This window comes from Acinetobacter sp. UBA3132 (assembly GCF_002364825.1).
GTDB classification, from domain to species: Bacteria; Pseudomonadota; Gammaproteobacteria; order Pseudomonadales; family Moraxellaceae; genus Acinetobacter; species Acinetobacter schindleri.
Genome location: NZ_DEZM01000227.1, coordinates 1 through 25,936 on the forward strand (window position 1 = coordinate 1; position 25,936 = coordinate 25,936).

Below are 25,936 nucleotides of genomic sequence, written 5' to 3' on the forward strand. Positions count from 1 at the left end.
AAGAATAAGCATTCTAGTCAGCTGATAATGCATATACAAAAAAATGATGAGAATTAAATAATTAGTGAAATACCGATATTTTAGAATTTATGTAACGAAACTGGATATTATTTTTAAAAATTGTACAGTCTTGCATATCGCTGACCTACCGACTACAGGTAGAATATAAGCTACCGTGCACAAGATCTCTCTCACGTCCTATGAATATTTTAATCGTTGATGATCATCCACTGTTTCGTCATGCTTTAATTCAAGCCGTTCGTTATAGCTTACCGCAAGCACAAATTCATGAAACTGCAGCAGTCAATGAATTTTATGAACGCCTGGAAAATGGTCCTGAACCTGATCTTGTGCTGCTGGATCTGAATTTACCGGGTGCTTCCGGCTTTTCTGCATTGGTGCATGTCCGTGCTCAATATCCTTCGCTTCCAATTATTGTGGTATCGGCTCACGAAGAAGTCAGCATCATTCAACGCGCGATTGCACATGGTGCGATGGGTTATATTCCAAAGTCAGCACATCCAAGCCATATCGGTGAAGCGATTCGTGAAGTACTGGAAGGCGAAATCTGGTTACCGCCAAATCTGCCCGCCAATATGAACTTTGATCCGCGTGCGGCTGATGAAACTGCACTGGCTGAACGTATTCAGTCTTTGACCCCACAACAGTTCCGAGTATTGATGATGGTGGCAGAAGGCTTGCTGAACAAGCAGATTGCTTATGAACTGGATGTATCAGAAGCAACCATTAAAGCCCACGTGACGGCGATCTTCCGTAAGCTTGGCGTACAAAACCGTACCCAAGCTGTCTTGGCGATCAATGCGCTAAATATTGAAGAAAAGAAAATCTAAGCTTTTCGAAGCGCCAAAAAAGACCTCCGCAGAGGTCTTTTTTTATGGTCTGAATATCTACTTTTAGGCAATACAGTCCTGTTTTGGCGTAAGGTCAGCACAGAACAGCGGGTTCAAGGCACATTGCAGTTCATCAATCTGCTCCTGAGTCACATAGCCTTTTGACATCAGGTATTCAGCAACACGGTCGTCACGCAGACTTAGAAAAGCTGCATCATACACACCCAGATCGACAAACAGCGCAGCCGTTTCCAGGCTGTTAAAGCGATCCAGGTAAACATCATTGCCATACATCAGGAAAATATGATCCTGTTCTGACTTTGGATCGACGCGTAGGCGCTCTGCCAGCTCGATTGGCGAGGTTTTAATAAAGAGCAGCTCAGAAAGTTCATCAAACTGTGAGGTGTCCAGCTGGTCATCACCAGTTTTAACCTTGGCCAGCCATGCTTTAAATACCAGTACCGCACCACCGCGCAATAACATGCTCCAGATCTGATGACGGGTATCTTCACTTAAATCTGCAGCTTCGGTTTCCAGAGACTGAATCAGCTTCGATTCCTGCTCTGCCAGACGCTCGAACAGCCCCAGACCTTGCGGTTTATAGGCAAAAGGCTCAAACACATCAAAGTGCAGCTCTTCAAATACCTGTAGGGCGAGAGGAACTGCAGATTGATACAGGGTTTCTAGCGCTTCAATTTGAGCAGGATCAAGTTTGCTGTACTTAAACAGATTATTCCAGTCGATTGCCGGCAGCATGGCATTGGCACCGTATTGACGATGAAACTGTCGGTTCTGATTGATCTCAGTAGTAGTGTCTAAGCTCATGATTAGTCATCCTTTATGCAGTAATAAATGATCAGCTGACATGCGGATGAAGAATATAGGCATGAATAGATACTGATCGTTTCTAAGTCATATTTTTAGAGCGAAATAGGGGTATGAAAAAATACGACTAAAGTTCAAACAATCAAGTTAATCCTATATTAGTTTATATAAAATAATGACTTACAATATTGTAACCAAGTACACACAGGTTCACGTCAGGAATGGTGAAGTTTTGCCATAGCGATTTTTAAAATGATGTTTTTGGTCAATTGATGTAAGGATTTTTAGCCTAATTCTGATGTTTTTGGCACATTCGCTTAAAAATCATGCAAATATTGAAATTTTTTGTGACATTTAAAATAAAAAGTGCCGGCTTTACATAGTAAAACAGGCACTTATCGAAACCACAACCACTTAACTGTCCGAGATTTTTAAACCCGATAGCCATGAACGTAATGAAGCAGGTTTCAGCGGTTTTTTCAGCAGCACAATATTCAGTTCCTTAAGCTGCTGTGGCAGTTCAGGATCAGAATCCGCAGTGATCAAGGCAACTGGTACATTTGGCTTACGATTATCTACGATAAAGTCCAGACCGCGTTGGTCATGATTCAAATGCTGATCCACCAGCCAGACCTGAATATTTTCCTGTTCAATCATCTCCTGTGCCTGTTCAGGCTCTGTAGCTTTAAATACCTGATATCCCCATTTGGTCAGCAAGGTCGACATGCCTTCCAGAATGGTTTCATCATTGTCCAGACACAGCACTTTAAAGGCTTTGGACTTCAACGGTACTGCCTGCACTGGAGCTGCTACAACTTTTGGTGCCTCAGTGAGCGGTACTTCAATCATGAAGCACGAGCCTTTGCCATATTCAGAGTAGACGTGTACCGGATAGTCCAGCATGCTGGTCATACGCTGCACAATCGCCAGACCCAGCCCCAAACCTTGTTCACCCCATGGAGAGGTATGACCACAGCGCTCAAATTCCTGGAACAGTTTGATCCGCTGTTCTTCGGCAATACCCGGTCCGGTATCCCATACGCCAATACGGATATGATTCGGTTTGCTGCTGGAGCGCAGTACACCCACAATCACTTTACCGCTGGCAGTATAACGGAGTGCATTGCTGACAAAGTTCTGGATAATCCGGCGAATCCATTGTGGATCAGTATCAATCCAGAACTGCGCATCATGCACACTGAACTTGATGCCACGCTGGGCTGCAATCGACTTGAATTGCAATTCCAGATCACTGAGCAGATCATGCAATGGATAGGCTTGACGCTTCGGCTGAATCGTTCCACCTTCCAGACGAGCAATATCCAGCAGGGCAGAAAGCATGCTTTCTGCACCATACAAGGCACGGTCCAGCTGCTGTAAGGTCTTGCGATCTTCTTCGCTTTGCACACTTTGTTCCAGTGCCGTACTGAACAGACGTGCTGCATGCATCGGCTGTAACAGGTCATGACTGGCTGCTGCAATAAAGCGGCTTTTGGACATATTCGCCTTGTCTGCCTGTTCACGAGCCAGTTGCTGTTCGGACAAGGCATCCGCAAGCTGCTGGGTACGATCACGCACACGTGCTTCCAGTACGGCTTCATTTTCACGGAAGGCGGTAATATCCGCAAAGGTCGTAACAAAACCACCGCCTTCAATCGGATTGCCACGCATCTGAATCACGCGGCCATCTTTACGGATCCGCTCGAATTCATGTGCACTACCGACCTGCATCCAGTGAATCCGTTTACGCACATGTTCTTCGACCGAACCCGGCCCACATTCACCGCGCTCGGCGTTATAACGAATCAGGTCAGCGATCGGGCAACCAACATAGACAATATCTTTTGGATAATCAAACAGCTTCAGATATTGATTGTTCCAGGCTACCAGGCACATGTTTTCATCGACGACACTGACACCTTGGGTCATATGGTCGATCATGGTCATGATCAGGTTCTGGTTAAAGCGCTGCCACTGGGAAGCTTGGTCAAGAATATTGGCGACCTGACCAAGAGCCAGACCGTTATTTACCATCGCAGTGGTCAATAAGGTACGCGCTGAGGCAGCACCGATTGTGCCAGCCAGATATTGCTCGGTAAAGCGCCACCACATGCCATTGGCACTGCTATTTTTATTCAGCTCAACATTATTCTGGGTACAGAACTGCTTGAACGCACGCGTGGTAGGTTCTTCACCGGTAATGCGTTTGGCCAGGGTAATCAGGTCACCGACTTTTAAACGGGCCACATCCTGATGGGAATAGCTCACCTCAGTGGTTGGGCTCTGTGAAGGAAGTGGCTTTGTTTCATAATAGAAGAAACTTTCCGCCTGAATCTGCTCTGCCACACTTGGGCGGAAGATGCGTGACACCCAAATGTAAAGCAGTAAATTGAGACCGAGTGACCACACTACACCATGAGTCAGGGAATCAAAGGATTCAAAACCCAGTAATGCTTCAGGGCGAAGCCAGTTGAGCGCCAGTGGACCATAATTGAGAAAGTCGTGGCTAAACTGCTGATATGTTTCTGGCAGGCTACGCAGAATGGTCGGGAACAGTAAGGTATAAGCCCACAAAGCAAAACCGGTCAGCAAGCCGGCATAGACACCCTGTTTACTGCCACCTCGCCAGTACAGACCACCAATCAGGGCAGGGGCAAACTGTGCCACCGCACTAAAGGCCAGCAGCCCGAAGATAGAAAGCTGATCAATATCATTAAAGAAGTTGAAGAACAGGAAGCCCATCAGCATTACAGCTAAGATAGAGATGCGTCGGGTAAATTTCAGTACCAGTGGCAGACGTTTGTCATGGCGTGAAATCAGGTTAAAACGCCACAGCGCCGGCATGATCAAGTCATTACTCAGCATGATCGATAGGGCAACGGAAGACACCAATAACATCCCCGTGGATGCCGAGAATCCTCCGAGGAAGGCTAATAGCGTCAGCCAGTCCTGATTATAGCTTAAAGGCAAAGACAGGACTGCTACGTCTGGAATCGCCAGATAATGTGGTGCTGCATGCAATGCCCAACTGGCAATTGGAATGATCGCGATGGTAGTCAGAATTAGATAAACTGCAAACCAGCGGCGGGCACCACGGATATGCTTTTCATCGCGCAGTTCAACCACGGCCACGTGGAACTGACGCGGCAAACAGATAATCGCCAATGCCGCGAGTAGGGTTTGTACCCAGAAACTTTCTGGCACGCCAAACAGCTGTACTTCATGGAAGGTGGTTTTGATATCACCCGTAATCTGTGACAAATTTTCTGGTGCAGCAAACATGAAGAAACCAGCAACTGCCAGTAATGCAAACAGCTTAACGAAAGATTCAAAGGCGACTGCCAGCATCAGACCGCCATGCTGTTCGGTATTGGCAATCTGCCGCGTACCGAAAATCATGGCCAGGATAGCCAGAACTCCAGTCAGGAACAGTACACTATTGGTGGTGCTGGCAATGCCTGCTGAAGGTTCCAGAATCACGGATGCACTCAGGGCAATCGCACGCAATTGCAAGGCCAGATAGGGAATAATCGCAATGACTGCCAGAATGGTGACCAGTGAAGCCAGTGGTCCACTTTTACCATAACGTGCCGCGACAAAATCCGCGATCGAGGAAATGGCATGGTGCTGACGTACTCGTCCCAACCGGCGCCAGATGTCATAACCAATCGCGACAAAGAGCAGCGGGCCGAGGTAGATGGGCAGGAAAATAATCCCTTCACGTACTGCAGCACCTGTTGCTCCGTAAAAGGTCCAGGAAGAACAGTAGACACCTAAAGTTAAACTAAACAATAGCATGCGTCCACGAGTACTGAGACGACTGGCGTGTTTCTCCCCGAAAAATGCACAAACAAAGAGTAATGCGATATAGAGGGTGAGTACCCCTATGATGAGCCAACTGTTCATATTGCCTGAAGTGTACTGAGCATGCGGCTATGATACAGCATCATGAACGCAGGCGTTCAAATTGCTTATTTTTTAACGACCAAAGTCTAAATTACAAGCACCTACGATTATTGATAATTTGTAACAGTGATAATTCGAATTAAAAAATAGTCGGCCCAAGGTTGGGCTTCAGGAGAGTAATTATGGATGAGGTACAAGTAGATCGCATTCTACAAAATCCCAAATTCAAGGAAATGGTCGCCAAGAAAAGTCGTCTTAGCTGGACGCTTACGGCAATCATGTTATTCGTTTATGTCGGCTTCATGCTTTTGGTCGGCTATAACAAAGAGTTTCTATTGTCTTCACTTTCAGGTGGTGTGACGACTTGGGGGATCCCTCTAGGTCTGGGCATCATTGTTTTGTCGTTTCTCTTGTGTGGTGTGTATTCCTACATTGCCAATAACAAACTGGATCAATTGACCGAAGAAGCAATCCGTGAAGTTGAAGCAATCGCTCATGAAAAAGGACCACGTTAAGATGAAATGGAATTCTCTTATTGCCCTGGCGACCACAACAGTTGCTTCCGGCATCGCAATGGCTGGTCCTGATTTAGGTGCAGCAGAACAGCAGGCGACTAACTGGCCTGCAATTATCATGTTCCTGATTTTCGTGGGAGCAACCCTGTTCATTACCAAATGGGCAGCGAAACAAACTACCAGTACCAAGGATTTCTATACGGCTGGTGGCGGTATTTCCGGTTTCCAGAATGGTCTGGCAATTGCCGGTGACTATATGTCGGCAGCATCCTTCCTGGGTATTTCCGCGATGGTGTTCCTGTCTGGCTTTGACGGCTTGCTGTATTCATTAGGCTTCATGGTGGGCTGGCCAATTGTATTGTTCCTGGTGGCAGAACGTCTGCGTAACCTGGGTAAATACAACCTGTCAGACGTTGTGTCTTTCCGCTTGCAGGAAAAACCGGTACGTACCTTGGCTGCACTCAGTTCACTGGTGGTTGTTGCGTTCTACCTGATTGCACAGATGGTGGGTGCGGGTCAGCTGATCAAGCTTCTATTCGGTCTGAACTATAATATTGCAGTTGTTATTGTCGGTTTACTGATGATGGCTTATGTAATCTTCGGCGGTATGCTGGCAACCACTTGGGTACAGATCATTAAAGCAGTGATGCTGTTATCTGGTGCGACCTTCATGGCATTCATGGTCATGAAAGGCGTAGGCTTCAGCTTTACCAACATGTTCGAACAGGCGATTGGTGTCTATTCGAAAGTACATGATCTGAACCTTGCTGATGCAGCTAAAATCATGGGTCCAGGTAGCTTGGCGTCTAACCCAGTCGATGCAATCTCTCTTGGTCTTGCATTGATGTTTGGTACAGCAGGTCTGCCACACATTCTGATGCGTTTCTTCACGGTAAAAGATGCTAAAGAAGCACGTAAATCAGTGGTTGTTGCGACAGGCTTTATTGGTTATTTCTACCTGTTGACCTTCATCATTGGTTTCGGTGCGATTCTCTATGTATCGAATAACCCGCAATTCCTGGATATTGCAAAAATGGCAGTCACTGGCAAGCTAGAGCTTGTAGGTGGTAACAACATGGCGGCGGTTCACCTTGCAGATGCAGTGGGTGGCGACCTGTTCATGGGCTTCATTTCTGCAGTTGCGTTCGCAACGATTCTTGCGGTAGTCGCGGGTCTGACCCTATCAGGTGCCTCTGCGATTTCACATGACCTGTATGCCAACGTATTGAAGAAAGGTCAAACCACGCCTGAATCTGAACTGCGTATGTCTAAGATCGCGACGCTTGGTCTTGCAATCTTCGCGATGATTCTGGGTATTCTGTTCGAAAAGCAAAACGTTGCCTTCATGGTCGGTTTGGCATTCTCGGTTGCGGCATGTGCCAACTTCCCGGTACTGGTTCTGTCGATGTTCTGGAAAGGCTTGACCACTCGTGGTGCGGTGATTGGCGGTATCGTTGGTCTGGTAACTGCAGTGGTACTGATCGTACTGTCTAAAGCAGTTTGGGTAGACACGCTGGGTATTGCAGAAACTGCAGTGAACCCATTCAATGGTCCAGCAATCTTTGCAATGCCATTGTCGTTCTTCTGCTGCTGGTTGTTCTCTGTGACGGATAATTCGGCTCAGGCTCAAGCGGAACGCAAAGCATTCGATGCACAGTTTGTACGTTCACAAACAGGTATTGGTATCTCAGGTGCCTCTGATCACTAAGATGATTCGATCACCTATAAAAAGTCCCGCAAGGGACTTTTTTATTGCCTGCATATACCAATGCTCATAAAGAAATTCATTTTTTTGTTCCTTTAATGCATAGCTGGATTTTTAGATTTTGGCAAAAATAGAAGATCAAGTCTTTTCTATGACATGTTACGAGAAGGACACAGGAGTACAACCAAGCGAATAAGAACAATAACTTATCATATTTCTTAGGTTTCGATATGTGATCGAAATACATTTTTTTATTCAAGTTTTCTTTTTGAGTAATGTATGTGGGACCGATTTGGTCTGATTAATAAAAAGCAAAAATGGAGTGGATATGTCTTCCAGAACCACATCCTGGTATTCCAATGTGAATCCTCGTGTGTTTTTAACAACTGTCATCATCATTGGACTATTTCTTTTAATGGTGGTCCTGGCACCTAATTCGTTTGAACTGATGACGCAGCAACTGAACCAGTGGGTGACGACCTCTTTTAGCTGGTTCTATGTACTCTCTGTTGCAATTTTTCTGATTCTGCTGATTTTTGTTGCATTATCGGACATGGGCAAGATTAAGCTTGGTCCGGACCATAGCACGCCGGATTATAACAATGCCTCCTGGTTTGCCATGCTGTTCACGGCTGGCATGGGCATTGGGCTGATGTTCTTCGGTGTTGCTGAACCGGTAATGCACTATGTCACTCCGCCATCGGGTGAACCTGAAACTATTCAGGCGGCACAGCAGGCCATGCGTGTGACCTTCTTTCACTGGGGACTCCATGCCTGGGCGATCTATACACTGGTCGGATTATCCTTGGCTTATTTTGCCTATCGGCATCAGCTGCCCTTGAAAATACGATCTGCACTTTATCCTTTAATTGGCAAGCGAATTTACGGCCCGATCGGGGATGGTGTCGATATCTTCGCAACGATTGGAACCGTATTTGGTGTCGCCACCACTTTGGGTTTCGGAGTAACACAGATCAATTCTGGTCTGAACTATCTGTTTGGCATTGAGCAAAGTACTGGAGTACAAGTCATCCTGATTATTATTGTCAGTGCGATGGCTTCACTCTCGGTATTTTTTGGTCTGGATAAAGGGATTAAGCGCCTATCCGAACTGAATCTGGTTTTGGCTTTGGGACTATTACTTTTTGTCTTTCTGGCAGGACCGACTATTTATCTGCTGCAAACGACTATTCAAAACGTCGGACAGTATGTGTCTGGTCTATTCAGTATGACCTTTAATCTGTATGCCTATCAGCCTAATGGCTGGATTGGCGGATGGACCATTATGTACTGGGCCTGGTGGATTTCCTGGTCACCATTTGTCGGGATGTTCATTGCCCGGGTATCTCGAGGTCGAACCGTTCGCGAATTTATCGTGGGTGTTTTACTGATTCCAACCGGCTTTACCCTGATCTGGATGGGCTTTATGGGCAATGCTGCGCTTTACAGCATTTTGCATGAAGCGAATATTAACCTGATGCAGGCAGTACAGCGTGACTCATCTGTGGCACTGTTTGAATTTCTGCAGGGGATGCCTTTCTCGGCAGTGATGAGTGTAGTCGCCACATTCTTGGTGATGTTATTTTTCGTCACTTCGGCTGACTCTGGTGCACTGGTTACCGATTATCTGACTGCGAAATCTGATCAGTCTCCGACCTGGCAGCGTCTGTTCTGGACAGTGATCATGGCTTTACTGGCAATTGTGCTGTTATATGCAGGTGGCCTGGCTGCACTGCAATCGGCCACCATGTTGAGTGCTTTGCCTTTTACCTTGATCATGTTGGTGATTAGTTGGGGGCTGATCAAAGCACTGCGGCTGGAAGTCACCAAAATGCATGCATTACAAGAAGCCCGAATTACACCACGAGCAATTCATAATCCGCGTAGCTGGCAGCAACGTTTGGGACTTATCATGCATTATGCTCATAATGAACAGGAAGTGACAGCGTATATCCAGTCGGAAGTCAGGCAGGCATTTTTAAGTATTCAGAAAGAGTTTCAACGCCGTCATCATGCCGTCATCATTGATGAAATAGAGCAGGGACTTTGCTTACGAGTAGATCATCAGGATGAAGCGAATTTCGTTTATGCAGTGGTTGCACGCCAGATCTTGCCGCCAAGTTTTATGCCATCTCAGGATGAAGATGCAGGACAATATTTTCAGGCTGAAGTCTTCCTCAATGAAGGTGGGCAAAACTATGATGTGATGGAATGGACCCGGGAAGATCTTTTGCAGGATATTTTGGATCAGTATGAACGGCATCTGCACTTCTTGAGCAGGGTGCGCTAAGTGGTGCTATCGCTTAATTAACGTAATAAACCGAATAAAAAAGGATGCATATTGTGTCCTTTTTTATTCGGATTATCTTAAAATTTAACAAGGATATGAACCCTTAACTTATTTATAAATAATAAAAATTTCATTTATTCTTTAATAAAAATATAGATGATTAGCTCGTAAAAGGATGAAGTAAAAATCTATATTAATAAACTAAAAAATTAGATGTGATTTAACTGCTTATATTTTTAAATGAATACATCATTTTGATACAAAGCACTGCTCTGCATATGACATGATTACATGTTAAGTTTGAGCAGATAACAATAAAACTGCAGATTGTAGTGTCATGAAGAAGAAGGATTAGATGAAGCAAGCTTTGTTAATGTGCTGGACGACCTTTAAGCGCCTGCCTTCTGCATGGCTGCTTTGTCTGCAATTCATCATTCTGATCCTGTCAGTACTGAGCTATGAATACGCACCTTATCGGGCTGCAACTTGGGTACTAGGCGTATTGGTTTTACTGGTGATCGCTAGGGTTATTCGTCAGACTCCCGTATTTACCTTACTGGGATTAAGTTTCGTTGTTGGTGCGCTATTTTTTTCATCATTGGTTTTATCCGGGATGAAACAAGTCTGGGTCTTAATTACCGCCCATGCCTTTGAAGCATGTGCTTATTTTAGTGCATCCTATGGTTTATTGCGTTATATGTTTCATGACCGTTACCTGACCAAAGATGAATTATTTGCGGCAGGCGCAGCCTTTACTTTGATGGCTTGGGGTTTCGCTTTTCTTTATAGTATCTGTCAGTTATTGGTTCCCTATAGTTTTGCTGATCCAGATCTACAAGCTTATCAGCCCTGGTTAGATTTGTTGTTCTTGAGTTTTAGCGTGCAGTCCGCGACAGGATTGGCGGATACTATGCCAGTGAGTCCATTTGCCAGAATGCTCGCCATGATCCAGATGTTCTTTGGCGTGATGTATCTGGCACTGATTGTCTCTCGACTGGTGGGGCTGCAATATATTTCTCATTTACCGCATAGAAAACCAGAGCAAGAAAAAAAGGACACATAAAGTGTCCTTTTTCTGTATTCAGAATCTAATCAGAAATTAGAAACGGAATTTAGCATTCAAGCCCACAGTTTGGGTATCTGTTGCAACATCTTGATCCAGATTAGCATTTTTAGTTTCGTAGTTAGCATTAACATAGCTAGCACCTACAGATACTGCTGGAGTAACGAAGTAGTTTACGTTCGCACCTAAAGCTTTATCTGGAGAACCTGCATAGCTAGATTCCATATAAGAAACGCCAACACTTAGTTTAGGGTTGAGGTAAAGCGTTGTACCTAGGTTATAAGCAGTGTCTTCACCGTAAACTAAACCAGATTCAAAACCGATCGACATAGTTGTACCATCGATTGCACCTACGTATTTAGTACGTGCAGTAATTGCATCTTGATCTTCATTGATAGTCATCGTCTCAAGAGCAGCTTTAGCAACACCATTAGAAACGATATTGAAAGCATCAAGAGAAGCTTGGTCAGCAACACTTGTATAACCTACAGTAACCAGGAAATTAGGAATAGGTAATACACCCACTTCTAATGCATAACGGTCACCATTGTCATCTTTTTCACCAGCTTTATTGTCAATAATAGTATGGTTATAAGAAGCGCTTGCATATGCTGGAACAAGTTTAGTTGGGATGTAGGCTTCACCTTTCACACCATAAGTATGGTAGACGGCACGGTCACCAAATTCTTGTCCATCTTCACCGTAGCTATAAGCCGCAGAAACATTAGAAGCTTGGTTTAGGAATGCTGCTTCAGCTAAAGGGCCTTTAGAAGCATCAACATCTTTCAGGTAGTAAGTACCTTGAACAGCACCAGCAAAGTCTTTGTCATTGGCAGTATTGTCAATGTGTTCTGCTTGACCTTGAACTTCAAATTGATACGCTTGAGCACCGGTCATCGCTAATAATAAAGCAGTGGCTAAACCTAGTTTTTTCATGATTATTACCGTTTTTCAAAAGGGAGGTAAAACAGGGGTAATTGTATTGTAACAATTTATTAAGTCAATAAACCTTTTAAAATCATATAAATATGAATTTTATAATTGTTATGTTTTTGTAAAGGTTGTGAATTTATTATTCAACTGCTTAGTCCTAAAAAAAATACTGATAGAACAAATAATTACTTAAATAAAAAGAAATAATATAAAACACGTGAAAATTCACATTTATAATAGGTGGTTATTGTTTAATTTAATTCAAATGTATATAAGAATTGGAAAAACCAATTCTATAGAGTCAAACCTCTCCATATAAATGATTAAGAATGCCTAGATCACTTATTTAGTTGATTCAATAATTTTTTTCTAATTCATTAACTTTATTTTTTATTTAAAGTAAATCTAATTTTGTGTAAAAAACAGACAAATATCAAATCCAACTAATTTAATATGCTTTACATTTTACATGAAAGTTACGATAATTAATTCATCAAGTTAGATAATGTATTTACTTAAATTCTTTATTTGACCTGATTTTCCACGAATATTTTGTTTTATCGGCCCAGCTTTCCCCAAGGTTGGGCTTTTTTTTGCCTGAAACTTAAGTAGAGATGAATGAAGAGAAGAAAGACTAATCAATAAGTATAAATATTAAACAAATTAAAGTATATTTTAAAAGAAATTATAGCACTACAATGGTGCATTACCTTTGGTAAAATATTATATAAAAAATGAAATAGATAAAAAAACCCCAATTTTCATTGAAAATTGGGGTTTTTTAGCCAAAATTTGCGGGTAAATTAAAATATCTGCTGAGGAAAAATTTAATTCGCCCTAATGCGGTGCATTATGCACTTAATTGTTGCATGTGTAAACAGTAAACAATATGAATTTCAATTTTTTTTGAAACTATTTGATACATCTGCTGGTTATTTGCTGAAATTAAAAATTTTTACTTTAAATATAAGAACATAAATTAAGATTTATATGACTTTTGAGTTCAGTAAAGTTATATAAAAGCAGTTAATATAAAGAATTTTTTTCTTTCTGAAGAAATGGATTTTTTGTATAATAATTAAGATAAATCAAATACTTTATTAATTATTAGTCTGAGGGCGTACGCTAAGACAATGAATACTCTGCGCTCTGAACAAATCAGTAAACATCTTTATTGCGCAATGTCTGTCATTATTTTATGTCTGCTGTTCATTTGCATTCCTCTCATTGTGAATAGCACTCAAAGTTACCTTAAGGCTGTGCGTACTTCTGACAAATTACATGCCCTGCAAGAAGTTGCCATTCTGGCCAATAAGATTTCCAAGGAAAGAGCCCCTGCCAATAAAATCCTTTCCAGTACGCCTGAAGAGATTCACCAACGACAACAAGAACTCGAAATTTACCGTAAAGAAGTAGATCAGCAGTTCGAACATACAGCAAAAGTATTACAGCAAGTGGGCTTCCCGCATTTAAGTCAACGTTTGGAAAGTGCGGTTCGACCAAGTCTGGAGCAGGGACGTTTACAGATCGATAGCTATGCAAAAATTCCTTGGGAACAGCGTAATGCTCAAGCACTTGACCAAGCGATTGCTGCAATGTTTAAGGCCTGGGACAGTTGTCGCACTATCCTAAAAGGAGTAGTAATTGCTTCTAATACTACCTCTACCTCACAAAATAATTTTATTTCTCAGATTTTATTTTTATCTGACTTGAGGGATCAGGCAGGGCGTGCCGCCTCTACAATCATGGCTTATGTGACTTTCAACCAACCGATTCCTGCGGCAAACCTGACCCGTGCCATGCAAGTCCAATATCGGATCCATTATCTTTGGGATTTAATCGGCACATTGCAGCCGGAAGAGGACAAGACTGAAGAATTCAACCGGTTGCATAATGCTGTCGATACGGTCTTTATCCAAAAAGGCTTACCGATCGTTTCAAGTCTGGTGGAAGAGAGCATTCAGCAGGTTCCTTATCATTTGACAGGAACAGAACTCACCAATGCGATGGTTGATAAATTTGCTACCGTTGTTGACCTGCAAAGCTATTTACTTGAGTACAGCAATCAGGTTGCAGAGCGGGAAAAATCTTCTCATTTGCAGCAATTGCTCTGGACAGTTTTACTTTCATTTGTGTCTTTAGGAGCAGCAATTGTAACGATGATTTTTGCACGTAAAAGTGTATTTCAGCCGCTGATAGAAGCGCGTCAAATTCTGTTTACGCTTTCGGAAAATGGTGATATCAAAGCTTTATCATCGAATGCCCATACTAAATCTGAATCCTTATTTACTGCCATTCAAAGGTTGCAACAGATGTTGCAGCAACGTGATGCCTCAGAATTCAGGCTTAAAAATATTGCTCATTCCGATCCTTTAACCGGACTGGCGAATCGATTCGCCCTGGAGGAATACACCCGTTTTCTGGAATCACATCCTTCACAGTTTAGTCAGACGTGTTTGATGATTATTGATATTGATCACTTTAAGCAGGTGAACGATCAGTATGGACACATTATCGGAGATGAAGTCATTCAGTTTGTGGCGCAGTGCCTGAAGGACAATGTCCGTACTTCTGATTTACTGGTACGTTATGGCGGGGATGAATTTCTGGTTCTGATTGAAAATATTGACTTCGATAATGCCCGTAAGATTGCCGATAAGATTCGAAGCGAAGTAGAGGATGCTTATATTTTAAGTGAAAATGGCGATCAGATTCAGGTTTCGGTCAGTGTGGGGGTGGCGATAGGCGCGCCGTCTTGGATCAGCCTGTTTACCAAAGCGGATAAGGCTTTGTTTGTGGCTAAAGGTCAAGGGCGTAATGCAGTGGCTGAGGTTTAATTCATATATTTTTAATGTTTTTTACTTTATATATCCATGTTTTTAGAATGAAAAAAACGATGAATAAATCACCGTTTTAGCACAACATCTAATTCTTTAGAATCCGCCCTAACCCTATTTTAAAAAGAGGGGCTAGGGGAGATTCCTTATTTCAATAACGGCTTTAAGAACCGCGCGGTATGCGAAGTCTTACTCTTTGCCACTTCTTCAGGTGTGCCTTCCGCGATAATCATACCACCACCTGAACCACCTTCAGGACCTAAGTCCACGATCCAGTCCGCAGTCTTAATCACATCCAGGTTATGCTCAATCACCACAATGGTATTGCCCTTGTCACGGAGCTGATGCAGGATATCTAGCAGCTTGGCAATATCATGGAAATGCAGGCCAGTCGTCGGTTCATCCAGAATATACAGGGTTTGGCCGGTATCACGTTTTGCCAGTTCACGTGCCAGTTTCACCCGCTGTGCTTCACCACCAGAAAGTGTTGTCGCAGACTGACCCAGACGGATATAACCTAAGCCAACCTGATGCAAGGTTTCCAATCGACGGTGAATCACTGGAATGGCATCGAAGAAATGCATGGCATCTTCAACAGTCATCTCCAGTACATCAGAAATGTTCTTGCCTTTGTAGTTTACTTCCAGCGTTTCACGGTTATAACGCTTGCCATGACAGGCATCACACGGTACATACATATCCGGCAGGAAGTGCATTGCCACCTTGATCATACCGTCGCCTTCGCAGGCCTCACAGCGACCACCTTTCACGTTAAACGAGAAACGGCCGGCTGCATAACCACGTGCCTTGGCTTCCTGTGTTTGTGAAAACAGTTCACGAATCGGAGTAAACAGACCGGTATAAGTCGCTGGGTTGGAACGTGGTGTACGTCCAATCGGACTCTGATCAATATCTACAACTTTATCCAGGAATTGCAGACCATCGATCGAATCAAATTTCTCTGAGGTCTGAGTAGTCGCACCATTGAGCTGTGTTGCTGCTAGTGGCAACAAGGTGCGGTTAATTAACGTCGATTTACCTGAACCTGATACACCCGTGACACAGGTCATCACCCCTAATGGAATGGTCAGGTCGACATTTTTCAGGTTATGGCCTGCTGCACCCATCAGCCTGATCTGTTCTTCCGGTTTTGGTGGTTGGGTCCGTTTTTTCGGTACTTCAATTTTCAGCTTGCCAGACAGATATTTACCAGTCAGGGAATCTTCATGTTCAGCAAGTTCCTGATAGGTTCCTTCGGCAATCACATGACCGCCATGTACGCCGGCACCTGGACCGATATCAATAATATGGTCGGCGGCACGAATCGCATCTTCATCATGTTCAACGACCAATACTGTATTACCAAGATCACGCAGACGTACCAAGGTTTGTAGCAGACGGTCGTTATCACGCTGGTGCAGGCCAATCGAGGGTTCATCCAGCACATACATGACACCCATCAGACCGGCACCGATCTGAGAAGCCAGACGTATACGTTGTGCTTCACCACCAGATAAAGTTTCAGCTGAACGGGACAGACTCAGGTAATTTAAACCAACAGACACCAGGAAGTGCAGACGCTCACGGATTTCCTTAAAAATCTTATCGGCAATTTCACCGCGGGCACCTTCAAGATTCAGACCTTGATAGTAGCTTTCGGCGTCACCAATCGACATGCGGGTAATGTCAGCAATGGTCTTGTCCAGAATTTTGACATTACGTGAAATTTCATTCAGACGTGAACCATCGCAGGCATCACAGGCGGCATTGGACAAGTACTGTGCCAGATCATCACGAACATAATTGCTTTCAGTTTCACGATAACGGCGTTCTAAATGCGGCAGTACACCTTCAAAAGCAATCACACGATTATGACGGCGACCGCGTTCATCAATATAACTCAGGTCAATCTTTTCGCGACCGGTGCCATAGAGGAATTTCTTTTTAACATCGGCTTCGAGCTGATTCCATGGCGTATCCAGTGAATAGCCAAAGTGATTGGCGACCTTTTCGATCATGCTGTAATAATATGGACGCTGACGGTCCCAACCCCGGATTGCGCCTTGACTGATACTCAGTTCAGGATTTGGAATCAGTTTATCTGCACTAAAATGGCTACGCGTACCGAGGCCATCACAAACCGGGCAGGCACCAAATGGATTATTGAACGAGAACAGACGTGGTTCCAGTTCCGCCACCGCACGATCACATTTCGGGCAGGAATGTTTGGCTGAGAAAATACGATCTGGTCGCTCGCCTTTCATCCGCGAGACAATGGCAATATCGCCACCCAGACGAAGGGCAGTTTCAAAGCTCTCGGCAATACGGTTACCCAGATCATCACGGACTTTAAAGCGGTCAACCACCACTTCAATGGTATGCTTTTTCTTTTTATCCAGTTCCGGTGGAGGATCAATTTCCATGATCTCGCCATCCACGCGGGCGCGTACAAAACCCTGGCTCTGTAACTGTTCAAATAATGCGGAATATTCACCCTTGCGTTCACGTACAACGGGCGCCAACAGCATCAGGCCAGTACCTTCTTCCAAGCCTTTTACCGCATCCACCATTTCACTCACGGTTTGCGCGACCATCGGCAGGTCATGTTCTGGACAATAAGGTGTACCGACGCGAGCATACAGCAGACGCAGATAGTCATAAATTTCAGTAATTGTGCCCACGGTTGAACGCGGGTTGTGGCTGGTCGACTTCTGCTCGATCGCGATGGCCGGACTTAAGCCTTCTATCGAATCGACTTCCGGTTTTTCCATCTGGGACAGGAACTGGCGCGCATAGGCAGACAATGACTCGACATAACGGCGCTGACCTTCGGCATACAAGGTATCGAATGCCAGTGAGGACTTACCTGAACCAGACAGTCCCGTAATCACCACAAACTTGTCGCGTGGTATATCAAGGTTCACATTTTTAAGGTTATGGGTACGTGCGCCTCGAATACGGATGTGGCTTTGGCTCATGCAATGATCCTAGAATATTCATCAAAAACCCTTATATGATACCGGATGAAAAATGTTCAAGTGCAAATAAAAGTATTTTAAACGTCAAGTTATGTCGGTGATTGGTCAAAAGATCAGTACCAAAGCAATAAGTTAAAAATGTACGAGGTATTTTTTCCGATTAAAATTTTGGCCCTGCTTTTAATAAAAGCATTTGAACATGGATTTAAGCTCTGTAAAAAAACACAGAGTGCGTAGCATTGCGGAGCATCGATCCAAGATAAAAATTAGGATCATTGTGCCTATTTAGAATTTTGTAGAAAAAATAAAAAGCCCCGTATTGAACAGGGCTGAATTCAGCTTGTATCAATCCAGACCAGGCCACTGGCGTTGCTCAAATGCGCTGTCCCAGAACAACCATTCCAGACGCGCTGCATGGGTATAGGCTGTATGCATTTTTTCCAGGGTGTCGGCATCGACACGCGCTGCTACGCGATCCACAGTTGCAATCACATTGCGTACAGCAGTATGGAAATCTTCCCCGGCGTAAGTATCAATCCAGGCCTGATAAGGATTATTGGCTGCGGCCTTATCGACAATATCCTTGCCGACTTCTGCATAAATCCAGAAACATGGCAGCAGGGCTGCCAGCACCACCGGATAGCTTTCGGCCCAGGCAGTTGCCTGCAAATAGGAAGTATAGTGATGGCAGGCCAGCGTCAACGGCGTATTTTCGAACTGGGCTTTGCTGATACCGAAATCCTGCATAAAGCCATTATGCAGGCTGCGCTCGACCACAATCGCAATTTTAGCCGCTTCACTAAACTGGATCACATCATCAGCCTCAAAGGCTTTGGCGGCACAGACTGCCAGTGCACGGCCATAGGCCAGCAAATAATGCGCATCCTGAATCACATAATGACTGAAGGTATCACGGCTCAATGTGCCTTGTGCCAGCTGCTGGTTAAAAGGCAGGGCCAGGGTCTTTTGATAAAGTTCGAAGTTACGTTGCCATACGTCTTGAGAGAAACTCATACTGAAATCCTGAGCAGTTGAAGTCAAAGCATGCAGCACTATAGCAAAGATCGACCCGTTGAAAAGATCGATAGATTTGAAAAGCAGAAAATACGCAAAAAATGGTTCAGGAAGTGCTTTGGTTTATGCGGCAAAAGTTTCATAATTGAGACAAGTTTTAGTCTTGGTATTTCCCTACAATAAAAGAAATACACTCAATGAAATTTATCTAAGGTCGATTTGTATGTTGAAACATTTTGGTTTCTCAATCGCATTTTCGATCGTGTGCCTTGGTTTGTCTGCTTATTGGGGTTATACCCATGGTCCGGAAGCGGGCCTGCAAACCATGTTCACAGCACTGACCATTACCGCCATTCTGGCGATTATGGAAGTGTCGTTATCCTTTGATAACGCGGTTGTCAATGCCTCTGTTCTGCGTGGCTGGGATCATTTCTGGAAAATGCTTTTCCTGACTGTCGGGATTCTGGTTGCTGTTTTCGGGATGCGTTTAATCTTCCCGGTAGCCATCGTCGCGGTGACCGCAGACATGGGCTTTATGGAAGTAGTACAGCTGGCCCTGAATGATCCAAAAGAATATTCAGCGCGTTTGATGGCACATCATCCTGAAATTGCAGCATTTGGTGGTGCCTTCCTGTTGATGGTATTCCTGAATTTCTTCTTAGATGAAGAAAAGGATACGCACTGGTTCAGAAGAGTAGAACGCCGTTTATCCAACTTGGCCAGTGTTCCGGCGATGTCGGTCTTTATTGCGCTGGTGGCGCTGCTGATCATGGCGGCCAATGTGGTAGAGGCCAAACGTCTGGTCGTGACCATGGCGGGAATCTGGGGTATTGTGATTTACATCGGGGTGCAGGTACTCAGCCATCTGCTTGGTGGTGAACCGGAAGTCGATGAAAATGGTAATGCAGTTCGTCATGATGAAAATGGCGTACCTACTGGCGTGGTGAAAGCTGGTATTGGAGGATTCCTGTATCTGGAAGTCCTGGATGCCTCGTTCAGTTTTGATGGCGTGATCGGTGCCTTTGCAATTACCTCGGACGTGGTAATCATCATGCTGGGTCTGGCAATCGGTGCGATCTTTGTCCGTTCAATGACGATTTATCTGGTGGAAAAAGGCACGCTAGATGCTTATATCTATCTGGAACATGGTGCGCATTACGCGATTGGCGCCTTGGCTTTCATCATGATTGCCAGCGGTACTGGTGTACATGTACCGGAAATAGTGACCGGCCTGATCGGGGTGGCCTTTATTGTCTGGGCCGTGATTGCCTCGATTCAGTACAAGAAACGTCAGGCTTTACATCACTAAGGCCTGTGATCCTGATGCAAAAGCGTAGCTCCGGCTGCGCTTTTTTATTTTTTAGATCAGCATCATCTTTATTTCAAATAAAATTCCTGCATCCATCCCGGCCGAATGTCCTATAATCTTCGCCTGAAGATCCATCAATTGAACTGCCATAATTTATGATGAATGCCCTAGAACGTCGCTCAACCTTTGCGCTTAGCAGCATTTTTGCACTGCGCATGCTGGGGTTGTTTATGATTATCCCTGTATTTTCGGTTGCAGGACAGTCATATGAATATGCTACGCCGGCACTGATTGGCTTGGCAGTAGGGGTTTATGGTCTGACTCAGGCCATTCTACAGATTCCGTTTAGCCTGATTGCAGACCGTTTCAGTCGCAAACCGTTGGTGGTCATCGGGTTATTGCTATTCGCTCTGGGTGGTGCAATAGCCGCCATGTCGGACACAATCTACGGAGTGATTATTGGGCGTGCCATTGCGGGCGGCGGTGCGGTTTCGGCAGTGGTCATGGCATTGCTTGCCGATGTGACCCGTGAAGAAAACCGCATGAAAGCCATGGCGACCATGGGCATGAGTATCGGCTTATCTTTTGTGGTGGCATTTACCTTAGGCCCTTGGTTAACGGGTCTAGTGGGTATTTCAGGGCTGTTCTGGGTGACTACCATAATGGGGTTGGCGGCAATTGCGATGCTGCTGATGGTGCCAAAAGTGACCCGTCATCATCGTAATTTTCAGCAGGGGTATCTGATCCAGCTGAAACAAGTCCTAAAAATGGGTGACCTGAATCGCCTGCATGTCTCTGTGTTTAGCCTGCATTTGTTATTAACGGCAATGTTTATCTATGTGCCTTCGCAACTGATTGAGTTCGCTAATATTCCTTTGGCCAGTCATGGCTGGGTATATCTGCCCTTACTCGTAATTAGTCTGTTCTTTGCTTTTCCAAGCATTATTCTGGCGGAAAAATACCGCAAAATGCGTGGTATTTTCCTGACTGCAATTGCGGGAATTATCGTTGGCCTATTGGTACTGATTTTTGGCTTTGAATCGAAATATATCCTGCTCACTGGTTTAGGGATTTTCTTTATTGCCTTCAATGTAATGGAAGCCTTATTACCATCGTGGTTATCCAAGGTTGCGCCAATTCAGTCCAAGGCAACAGCGATGGGCGTGAATGCCAGCAGCCAGTTCCTCGGCGCCTTCTTTGGCGGTACGCTAGGTGGACAACTTTTGTTGCTGAATGACACTTCCATGGGTTGGAGTATTCTGACTGCGGTTGCTATAATTTGGCTATTCATTAGTTTTGGTCTGGCTCAGCCGCGCTATCTTTCGTCCCTGGTGTTAAGCCTGCCTGAAAATCGACAAACAGATGAATGGACTTCACAGCTTTTATCTATTCATGGTATTGAAGAAGTCGTGGTGATGCCGGAACAGCAAGTGGCCTACGTCAAGGTTGATAAACAGCAGATTAATGATACTGCGCGACAACAATTAACGCACTTGTTGGGTAAAGAGGTAGCCATTTAAGCATAACTCTTATAAAGTAAAATATAGAAACAAATAGGAAGTATAGGTCTCATGCGTGGTGTAAATAAGGTTATTTTAGTAGGTACTTTAGGTCGAGATCCTGAAACAAAAACTTTCCCGAATGGGGGTTCTCTCACTCAATTCTCTATCGCGACCAGTGATTCGTGGACGGATAAGAACACTGGTGAGCGTAAAGAGCAAACAGAATGGCACCGCATTGTGCTGCATAACCGTTTAGGTGAAATTGCACAGCAGTATCTACGTAAAGGTTCTAAAGTCTATATCGAAGGTTCACTACGTACCCGTCAGTGGACAGACCAAAGTGGTCAAGAGCGTTACACTACAGAAATCCGTGGTGAGCAGATGCAAATGCTGGATTCTGGCCGTCCTCAAGGTGAACAGTCAGACAATGGCGGTTTTGCACAGCCACGTTTCAACAATAACCAGGGCGGCTATGGCAATAACAATGCTGGTCAACAAGGTTATAATGCACCACAGCAAGGTGGCTTCAATAATGCACCTGCGGGTGGTAATGGCTATGGCAATAATAACCCAAGCGGTTTTGCGCCAAAATCTGCACCAGCTCCAGTTGCAGCGCCTGCAGCAGACCTGGATGATGACTTACCATTTTGATTAAAATTTAAAGCAGAAAAGCATCCTTAAAAGCCCGTCATCCGACGGGTTTTTTTAAACACGTTTATTTGTTTTCTTCTTTTTAGGAGATACCCACATTGTAATGAGGGCACGGCATACGGTTTCTTGTGCCATATCCAGAACCTCAACATTAACCTGGTATTCAGCGATTTCATGCCATTCAACATTTAACTTTGCAGGTGTGGCAATAGCTCTTAAATCGGTCGTTGCTCTTTTAAGATATTCGACCTGCATACCTTTTAGAATCCAGGAATGGGTTTTGGGGACGCTGGCATCGGTCATGGTACCTGCTGCCAGTTCAGCCAGATTGCATATGGCAATCGCATGGATTGTATCTAGATGATTGAGTACAGCCGCATGTTTCTTCATGCTCACTTCGCAATAATACGGAGCAAGCGTTTCGAGCAATGGGGAAATACTGCTGAAATAAGGTATTTTTATGCAAAGTAATCTGGAAAATATGTATTTACCACCTGGTTTTTTGTGAAAGGTTTTCCATATTTTTAGAGCCTGGCTCATGATCGCGATCCTGCGTAAGAGGTGAATAATAATAAGATCCTCATACAGAATAATATTCTGTATTTGCAGGACTCACAAGAAAAGTGTTTAAAATAGACAAGTTAATGATTAACGGTGCCGAGCACATTAAGGAGAATGCAAGGTATGGATGTATTGGAAGGGAGTTATCCAGGCGGACGCTTGGCCTTAAAGCGTCAAATTCTGAATTGTGCGCTACAGGAATTTTTACAAAGTGGCATAGCTGCAACGACAATTGAAATGATTCGGGATCGGGCAGAAACCAGTGTTGGCGCAATTTATCATCATTTTCATCACAAGGATGGGATCGTAGCTGCGCTGTATCTAGCCGCTTTAAAGGATCAGTCCAACCGACGTTTAGATGCCTTATCCCAAGCGAAAAGTGCTGAACAGGGTATTCATGCCATTATCCGAAGTTATATTGATTGGGTCATCAGTTATCCAGATTTTGCCCATTTTCTCTATGCGGCCCATCATGTGGTACATACCTCCGACTTGCGTCAGGATCTGGAACAGCGTACCAGCCAGCGCAATCAGGATTTAAAGAAATGGCTGGCCCAGCAGTCAGATGCCGCTTGTCTGCAAGCTGTCCCACCTGCTTTACTGATCTTTTTAGTAATTGGCGCGACAGAAAGCTATTGCCGTGCCTGGCTGGCAGGTCGAGTCAAGGATTTTCCGCAAAAACATGTATCTGCTTTGGCGCAGTCAGTTTGGGATTCTTTACAGCATTTTTCTCGGTAGAGGTCTGGAGTTAAATTGGAATAAAAGATAATAAGTAAAAAATTAATAGAATTTATAAATCTAAAAAACCGATAGTTTTTATAAAAAGTTACGGTTTTATCTATTATTGGTTTTTGCGTATTCTTAGTTCATCGAATGAATTCCCGCGAACTGATAGGAAAAAATCACATGAGTTTAATCAATACTGAAGTTAAGCCATTTAACGCAACTGCTTATCACAATGGTCAATTTATTGAAGTATCTGAGCAGGACATGAAAGGCAAATGGTCTGTTGTATTCTTCTATCCTGCTGACTTCACTTTTGTTTGTCCAACAGAATTAGGCGATCTTGCTGATCAATATACTGAATTCCAGAAATTAGGTGTAGAAATCTATGGTGTATCCACGGATACGCACTTCACCCATAAAGCTTGGCATGACACGTCTGACGTGATTGGTAAAATCCAGTATCCAATGATTGGCGATCCAACCTGGACTCTGGCGAAAAACTTTGAAGTGCTGATCGAAGCTGAAGGTCTGGCTGACCGCGGAACTTTTGTGATCGATCCGGATGGTAAAATCCAGATCATTGAAATCAACGCAGGTGGTATCGGTCGTGACGCACAGGAACTGCTTCGTAAAGTAAAAGCAGCTCAGTACGTACATGCTCATCCAGGTGAAGTATGTCCTGCAAAATGGAAAGAAGGCGAAGCGACTCTTGCTCCTTCAATTGACCTGGTAGGTAAAATCTAATTCGACAAATCTTTATCAACCATAAAAAAATCCAGCCTTCAGCGCTGGATTTTTTTATGGTTATTCGAAAATGAAAGGACAATTAAATCATATAGCCTTGATGATTTTCGGCTGTGGCAAGCAAGCCTTCAACCAGATGCTTGATCAGTTTTTCATCACCCGACGCTGGCTTTTACATAAGGTATAAACCAATTGTAGGGTACCAGTACTGACACCAGTATTGTCTTATATTTGGGATACTGCATTTCATTGGCCTAGTATCGATAGTTATCCGCAACGCATACAATGAATACATGTTTATCCTATTCAGATAGGAGTAAAAGATGAAAAAAGTCATAGGCGTTTACCGTAGTCAGCACATGCATTGGGTTGGTGATGGATTTCCGGTTAAAAACCTGTTTTCTTATGACCGTCTTGGTCAGGTCATCAGTCCGTTCCTGTTGCTGGATTATGCAGCGCCGTATCATTTTGATCCGACTACGGTGCAGCAGGGTGTCGGTTCACATCCACACCGTGGTTTTGAAACCGTGACGATCGCCTATCAGGGTGGAGTAACACATAAGGATTCTGGCGGTGGTGGCGGTACGATTCAGGCAGGTGATGTACAGTGGATGACTGCAGGTGCAGGCGTGGTGCATGAAGAATTCCATTCTCCAGACTTTGCCCGGAATGGTGGTCTGTTTGAAATGTTCCAGCTGTGGGTGAATTTACCTGCCAAAGACAAAATGACTACACCGCGTTATCAGGCACTGACGGCAACTGATATTCCCCGGATTGAAATGGATGAAGGTGCAGGGCATATCCGGGTCATCGCTGGTGAACTTGATGGGCATCATGGTCCGGCGCATACCTTTAGTCCGGTCAATGTCTGGGATGGTGAACTCAAAGCAGATTATGAAACGATGCTGCAGATACCTGCCGGTCATAATGCTTTGCTGGTGCTATTGAGTGGAGAGCTGGTAGTGAATGCTGGCCAGAAAGTTCTGGACAGTTCTATTGTGATATTTGCTCAGGATAGCGATCCTATAATCCAGATTCAGGCTTATCAGGACAGCAAATTCGTAGTCTTGACCGGTGAACCCTTGAAAGAACCCATTCAAGGTTATGGTCCTTTTGTGATGAATACCAAGGAAGAAATTGTCCAAGCCTTCCAGGATTTTAATCAGGGTAAATTTGGAGAAATTCCGGTAGCTGCTGAATAAAAATGTCAGTCCAGAAAGAAAGAAGCCTCTGCAGTGCAGAGGCTCTTAAATAGTTATGCGCTGTAAGTTCTTCTGATTATAAGATTTTTTAAATAACTTCAACACTGTGGAGGGCGATGGAGTTATCATTTTATTATGCAGAAAATTATAGCGCTTCTTGTATCTTTTGTAAAACGAAAGTTAAAAAATTGGTTAATTTAAATGTATTGTTTTTAAAGGATAATTTTTTAAAAATACAAAAAACATCAATAAAAGCATAAATTTAAACAGTGTTAACTTTTTATATTAAAAATGTAAAAAATTATGAATTTTCAAGATCGGAAG

General features: G+C 44.0%; 18 protein-coding genes. 12 read left to right on the forward strand and 6 right to left on the reverse strand.

What is annotated here, in order from left to right; all coding sequences use genetic code 11:
• Positions 1-200 precede the first annotated feature (200 nt).
• Complete coding sequence (locus tag B4033_RS12455; RefSeq protein ID WP_004813697.1) at positions 201-851, forward strand: response regulator; 651 nt, start codon at positions 201-203, stop codon at positions 849-851.
• Positions 852-914: 63 nt separating this feature from the next.
• Here B4033_RS12455 and B4033_RS12460 read toward each other — a convergent pair whose 3' ends face one another.
• Both B4033_RS12460 and B4033_RS12465 read right to left on the reverse strand, forming a co-directional pair.
• Positions 915-1,676: a hypothetical protein gene (locus B4033_RS12460; RefSeq protein WP_103800720.1), complete on the reverse strand. Its 762-nt coding sequence runs from the start codon at positions 1,674-1,676 to the stop codon at positions 915-917.
• Positions 1,677-2,090: 414 nt separating this feature from the next.
• Complete coding sequence (locus tag B4033_RS12465) at positions 2,091-5,582, reverse strand: hybrid sensor histidine kinase/response regulator (protein ID WP_180185351.1); 3,492 nt, start codon at positions 5,580-5,582, stop codon at positions 2,091-2,093.
• 182 nt (positions 5,583-5,764) lie between these two features.
• Here B4033_RS12465 and B4033_RS12470 point away from each other — a divergent pair, with 182 nt between their 5' ends.
• From B4033_RS12470 to B4033_RS12485, 4 genes are all read left to right on the forward strand, one after another.
• Complete coding sequence (locus B4033_RS12470; protein ID WP_004890697.1) at positions 5,765-6,097, forward strand: DUF485 domain-containing protein; 333 nt, start codon at positions 5,765-5,767, stop codon at positions 6,095-6,097.
• A 1-nt stretch (position 6,098) separates the two neighbouring features.
• Positions 6,099-7,805, forward strand: a complete 1,707-nt coding sequence (locus B4033_RS12475; protein WP_286834443.1) for a cation acetate symporter — start codon at positions 6,099-6,101, stop codon at positions 7,803-7,805.
• A gap of 325 nt (positions 7,806-8,130) precedes the next feature.
• On the forward strand, positions 8,131-10,092 hold the full coding sequence (locus B4033_RS12480; RefSeq protein WP_005220617.1) for a BCCT family transporter: 1,962 nt from the start codon (positions 8,131-8,133) through the stop codon (positions 10,090-10,092).
• A 355-nt stretch (positions 10,093-10,447) separates the two neighbouring features.
• Positions 10,448-11,155, forward strand: a complete 708-nt coding sequence (locus B4033_RS12485; RefSeq protein ID WP_286834446.1) for an ion channel — start codon at positions 10,448-10,450, stop codon at positions 11,153-11,155.
• A 36-nt stretch (positions 11,156-11,191) separates the two neighbouring features.
• Here the strand turns inward: B4033_RS12485 and omp33-36 are convergent, their stop codons facing one another.
• Complete coding sequence (gene omp33-36, locus B4033_RS12490; protein ID WP_286834448.1) at positions 11,192-12,091, reverse strand: porin Omp33-36; 900 nt, start codon at positions 12,089-12,091, stop codon at positions 11,192-11,194.
• A 1,130-nt stretch (positions 12,092-13,221) separates the two neighbouring features.
• Between omp33-36 and B4033_RS12495 the strand changes: the two genes are divergently transcribed.
• Positions 13,222-14,925, forward strand: coding sequence for a GGDEF domain-containing protein (locus B4033_RS12495; RefSeq protein WP_286834450.1), 1,704 nt, complete (start codon positions 13,222-13,224; stop codon positions 14,923-14,925).
• Between the two features lie 146 nt (positions 14,926-15,071).
• On the opposite strand, the gene uvrA is transcribed toward B4033_RS12495, so the two are convergent.
• Both uvrA and tenA read right to left on the reverse strand, forming a co-directional pair.
• Positions 15,072-17,903 carry an excinuclease ABC subunit UvrA gene (gene uvrA / locus B4033_RS12500; protein WP_286834453.1) on the reverse strand — a complete coding sequence of 944 codons (2,832 nt, stop codon included), beginning with the start codon at positions 17,901-17,903 and terminating at the stop codon, positions 15,072-15,074.
• Between the two features lie 345 nt (positions 17,904-18,248).
• Positions 18,249-18,917, reverse strand: a complete 669-nt coding sequence (gene tenA / locus B4033_RS12505) for a thiaminase II (protein WP_286834456.1) — start codon at positions 18,915-18,917, stop codon at positions 18,249-18,251.
• Positions 18,918-19,140: 223 nt separating this feature from the next.
• On the opposite strand from tenA, the gene B4033_RS12510 reads away from it, so the two are divergent.
• The 3 genes from B4033_RS12510 to ssb all read left to right on the forward strand — a co-directional run bounded on the left by B4033_RS12510 (position 19,141) and on the right by ssb (position 22,379).
• Complete coding sequence (locus tag B4033_RS12510; RefSeq protein WP_286834458.1) at positions 19,141-20,226, forward strand: DUF475 domain-containing protein; 1,086 nt, start codon at positions 19,141-19,143, stop codon at positions 20,224-20,226.
• A 155-nt stretch (positions 20,227-20,381) separates the two neighbouring features.
• Entirely contained in the window at positions 20,382-21,746 is a 1,365-nt protein-coding gene (locus tag B4033_RS12515) for an MFS transporter (RefSeq protein WP_163172441.1), read from the forward strand.
• A 51-nt stretch (positions 21,747-21,797) separates the two neighbouring features.
• Positions 21,798-22,379, forward strand: a complete 582-nt coding sequence (ssb, locus tag B4033_RS12520) for a single-stranded DNA-binding protein (RefSeq protein WP_071320869.1) — start codon at positions 21,798-21,800, stop codon at positions 22,377-22,379.
• A gap of 54 nt (positions 22,380-22,433) precedes the next feature.
• On the opposite strand, the gene B4033_RS12525 is transcribed toward ssb, so the two are convergent.
• A complete protein-coding gene (locus B4033_RS12525) occupies positions 22,434-22,919 on the reverse strand; it encodes a hotdog fold domain-containing protein (protein WP_286834463.1) in 486 nt (161 codons plus the stop codon).
• Positions 22,920-23,063: 144 nt separating this feature from the next.
• Between B4033_RS12525 and B4033_RS12530 the strand changes: the two genes are divergently transcribed.
• From B4033_RS12530 to B4033_RS12540, 3 genes are all read left to right on the forward strand, one after another.
• On the forward strand, positions 23,064-23,678 hold the full coding sequence (locus tag B4033_RS12530) for a TetR/AcrR family transcriptional regulator (protein ID WP_286834466.1): 615 nt from the start codon (positions 23,064-23,066) through the stop codon (positions 23,676-23,678).
• Between the two features lie 168 nt (positions 23,679-23,846).
• Complete coding sequence (gene ahpC / locus B4033_RS12535) at positions 23,847-24,410, forward strand: alkyl hydroperoxide reductase subunit C (protein ID WP_005220634.1); 564 nt, start codon at positions 23,847-23,849, stop codon at positions 24,408-24,410.
• Positions 24,411-24,733: 323 nt separating this feature from the next.
• Positions 24,734-25,612, forward strand: coding sequence for a pirin family protein (locus B4033_RS12540; RefSeq protein WP_286834468.1), 879 nt, complete (start codon positions 24,734-24,736; stop codon positions 25,610-25,612).
• The last annotated feature ends 324 nt before the right edge of the window (positions 25,613-25,936 follow it).

Excerpts from the sequence above, each read along its gene's own strand:
- B4033_RS12525 (WP_286834463.1), bottom strand. The coding sequence starts at position 22,919 with ATGAGCCAGGCTCTAAAAATATGGAAAACCTTTCACAAAAAACCAGGT.
- B4033_RS12530 (WP_286834466.1), top strand. The coding sequence starts at position 23,064 with ATGGATGTATTGGAAGGGAGTTATCCAGGCGGACGCTTGGCCTTAAAG.
- tenA (WP_286834456.1), bottom strand. The coding sequence starts at position 18,917 with ATGAGTTTCTCTCAAGACGTATGGCAACGTAACTTCGAACTTTATCAA.
- omp33-36 (WP_286834448.1), bottom strand. The coding sequence starts at position 12,091 with ATGAAAAAACTAGGTTTAGCCACTGCTTTATTATTAGCGATGACCGGT.
- B4033_RS12515 (WP_163172441.1), top strand. The coding sequence starts at position 20,382 with ATGATGAATGCCCTAGAACGTCGCTCAACCTTTGCGCTTAGCAGCATT.
- B4033_RS12485 (WP_286834446.1), top strand. The coding sequence starts at position 10,448 with ATGAAGCAAGCTTTGTTAATGTGCTGGACGACCTTTAAGCGCCTGCCT.
- B4033_RS12475 (WP_286834443.1), top strand. The coding sequence starts at position 6,099 with ATGAAATGGAATTCTCTTATTGCCCTGGCGACCACAACAGTTGCTTCC.
- B4033_RS12495 (WP_286834450.1), top strand. The coding sequence starts at position 13,222 with ATGAATACTCTGCGCTCTGAACAAATCAGTAAACATCTTTATTGCGCA.
- B4033_RS12455 (WP_004813697.1), top strand. The coding sequence starts at position 201 with ATGAATATTTTAATCGTTGATGATCATCCACTGTTTCGTCATGCTTTA.
- B4033_RS12465 (WP_180185351.1), bottom strand. The coding sequence starts at position 5,582 with ATGAACAGTTGGCTCATCATAGGGGTACTCACCCTCTATATCGCATTA.
- B4033_RS12480 (WP_005220617.1), top strand. The coding sequence starts at position 8,131 with ATGTCTTCCAGAACCACATCCTGGTATTCCAATGTGAATCCTCGTGTG.
- B4033_RS12510 (WP_286834458.1), top strand. The coding sequence starts at position 19,141 with ATGTTGAAACATTTTGGTTTCTCAATCGCATTTTCGATCGTGTGCCTT.
- B4033_RS12460 (WP_103800720.1), bottom strand. The coding sequence starts at position 1,676 with ATGAGCTTAGACACTACTACTGAGATCAATCAGAACCGACAGTTTCAT.
- ssb (WP_071320869.1), top strand. The coding sequence starts at position 21,798 with ATGCGTGGTGTAAATAAGGTTATTTTAGTAGGTACTTTAGGTCGAGAT.
- uvrA (WP_286834453.1), bottom strand. The coding sequence starts at position 17,903 with ATGAGCCAAAGCCACATCCGTATTCGAGGCGCACGTACCCATAACCTT.
- B4033_RS12540 (WP_286834468.1), top strand. The coding sequence starts at position 24,734 with ATGAAAAAAGTCATAGGCGTTTACCGTAGTCAGCACATGCATTGGGTT.
- ahpC (WP_005220634.1), top strand. The coding sequence starts at position 23,847 with ATGAGTTTAATCAATACTGAAGTTAAGCCATTTAACGCAACTGCTTAT.
- B4033_RS12470 (WP_004890697.1), top strand. The coding sequence starts at position 5,765 with ATGGATGAGGTACAAGTAGATCGCATTCTACAAAATCCCAAATTCAAG.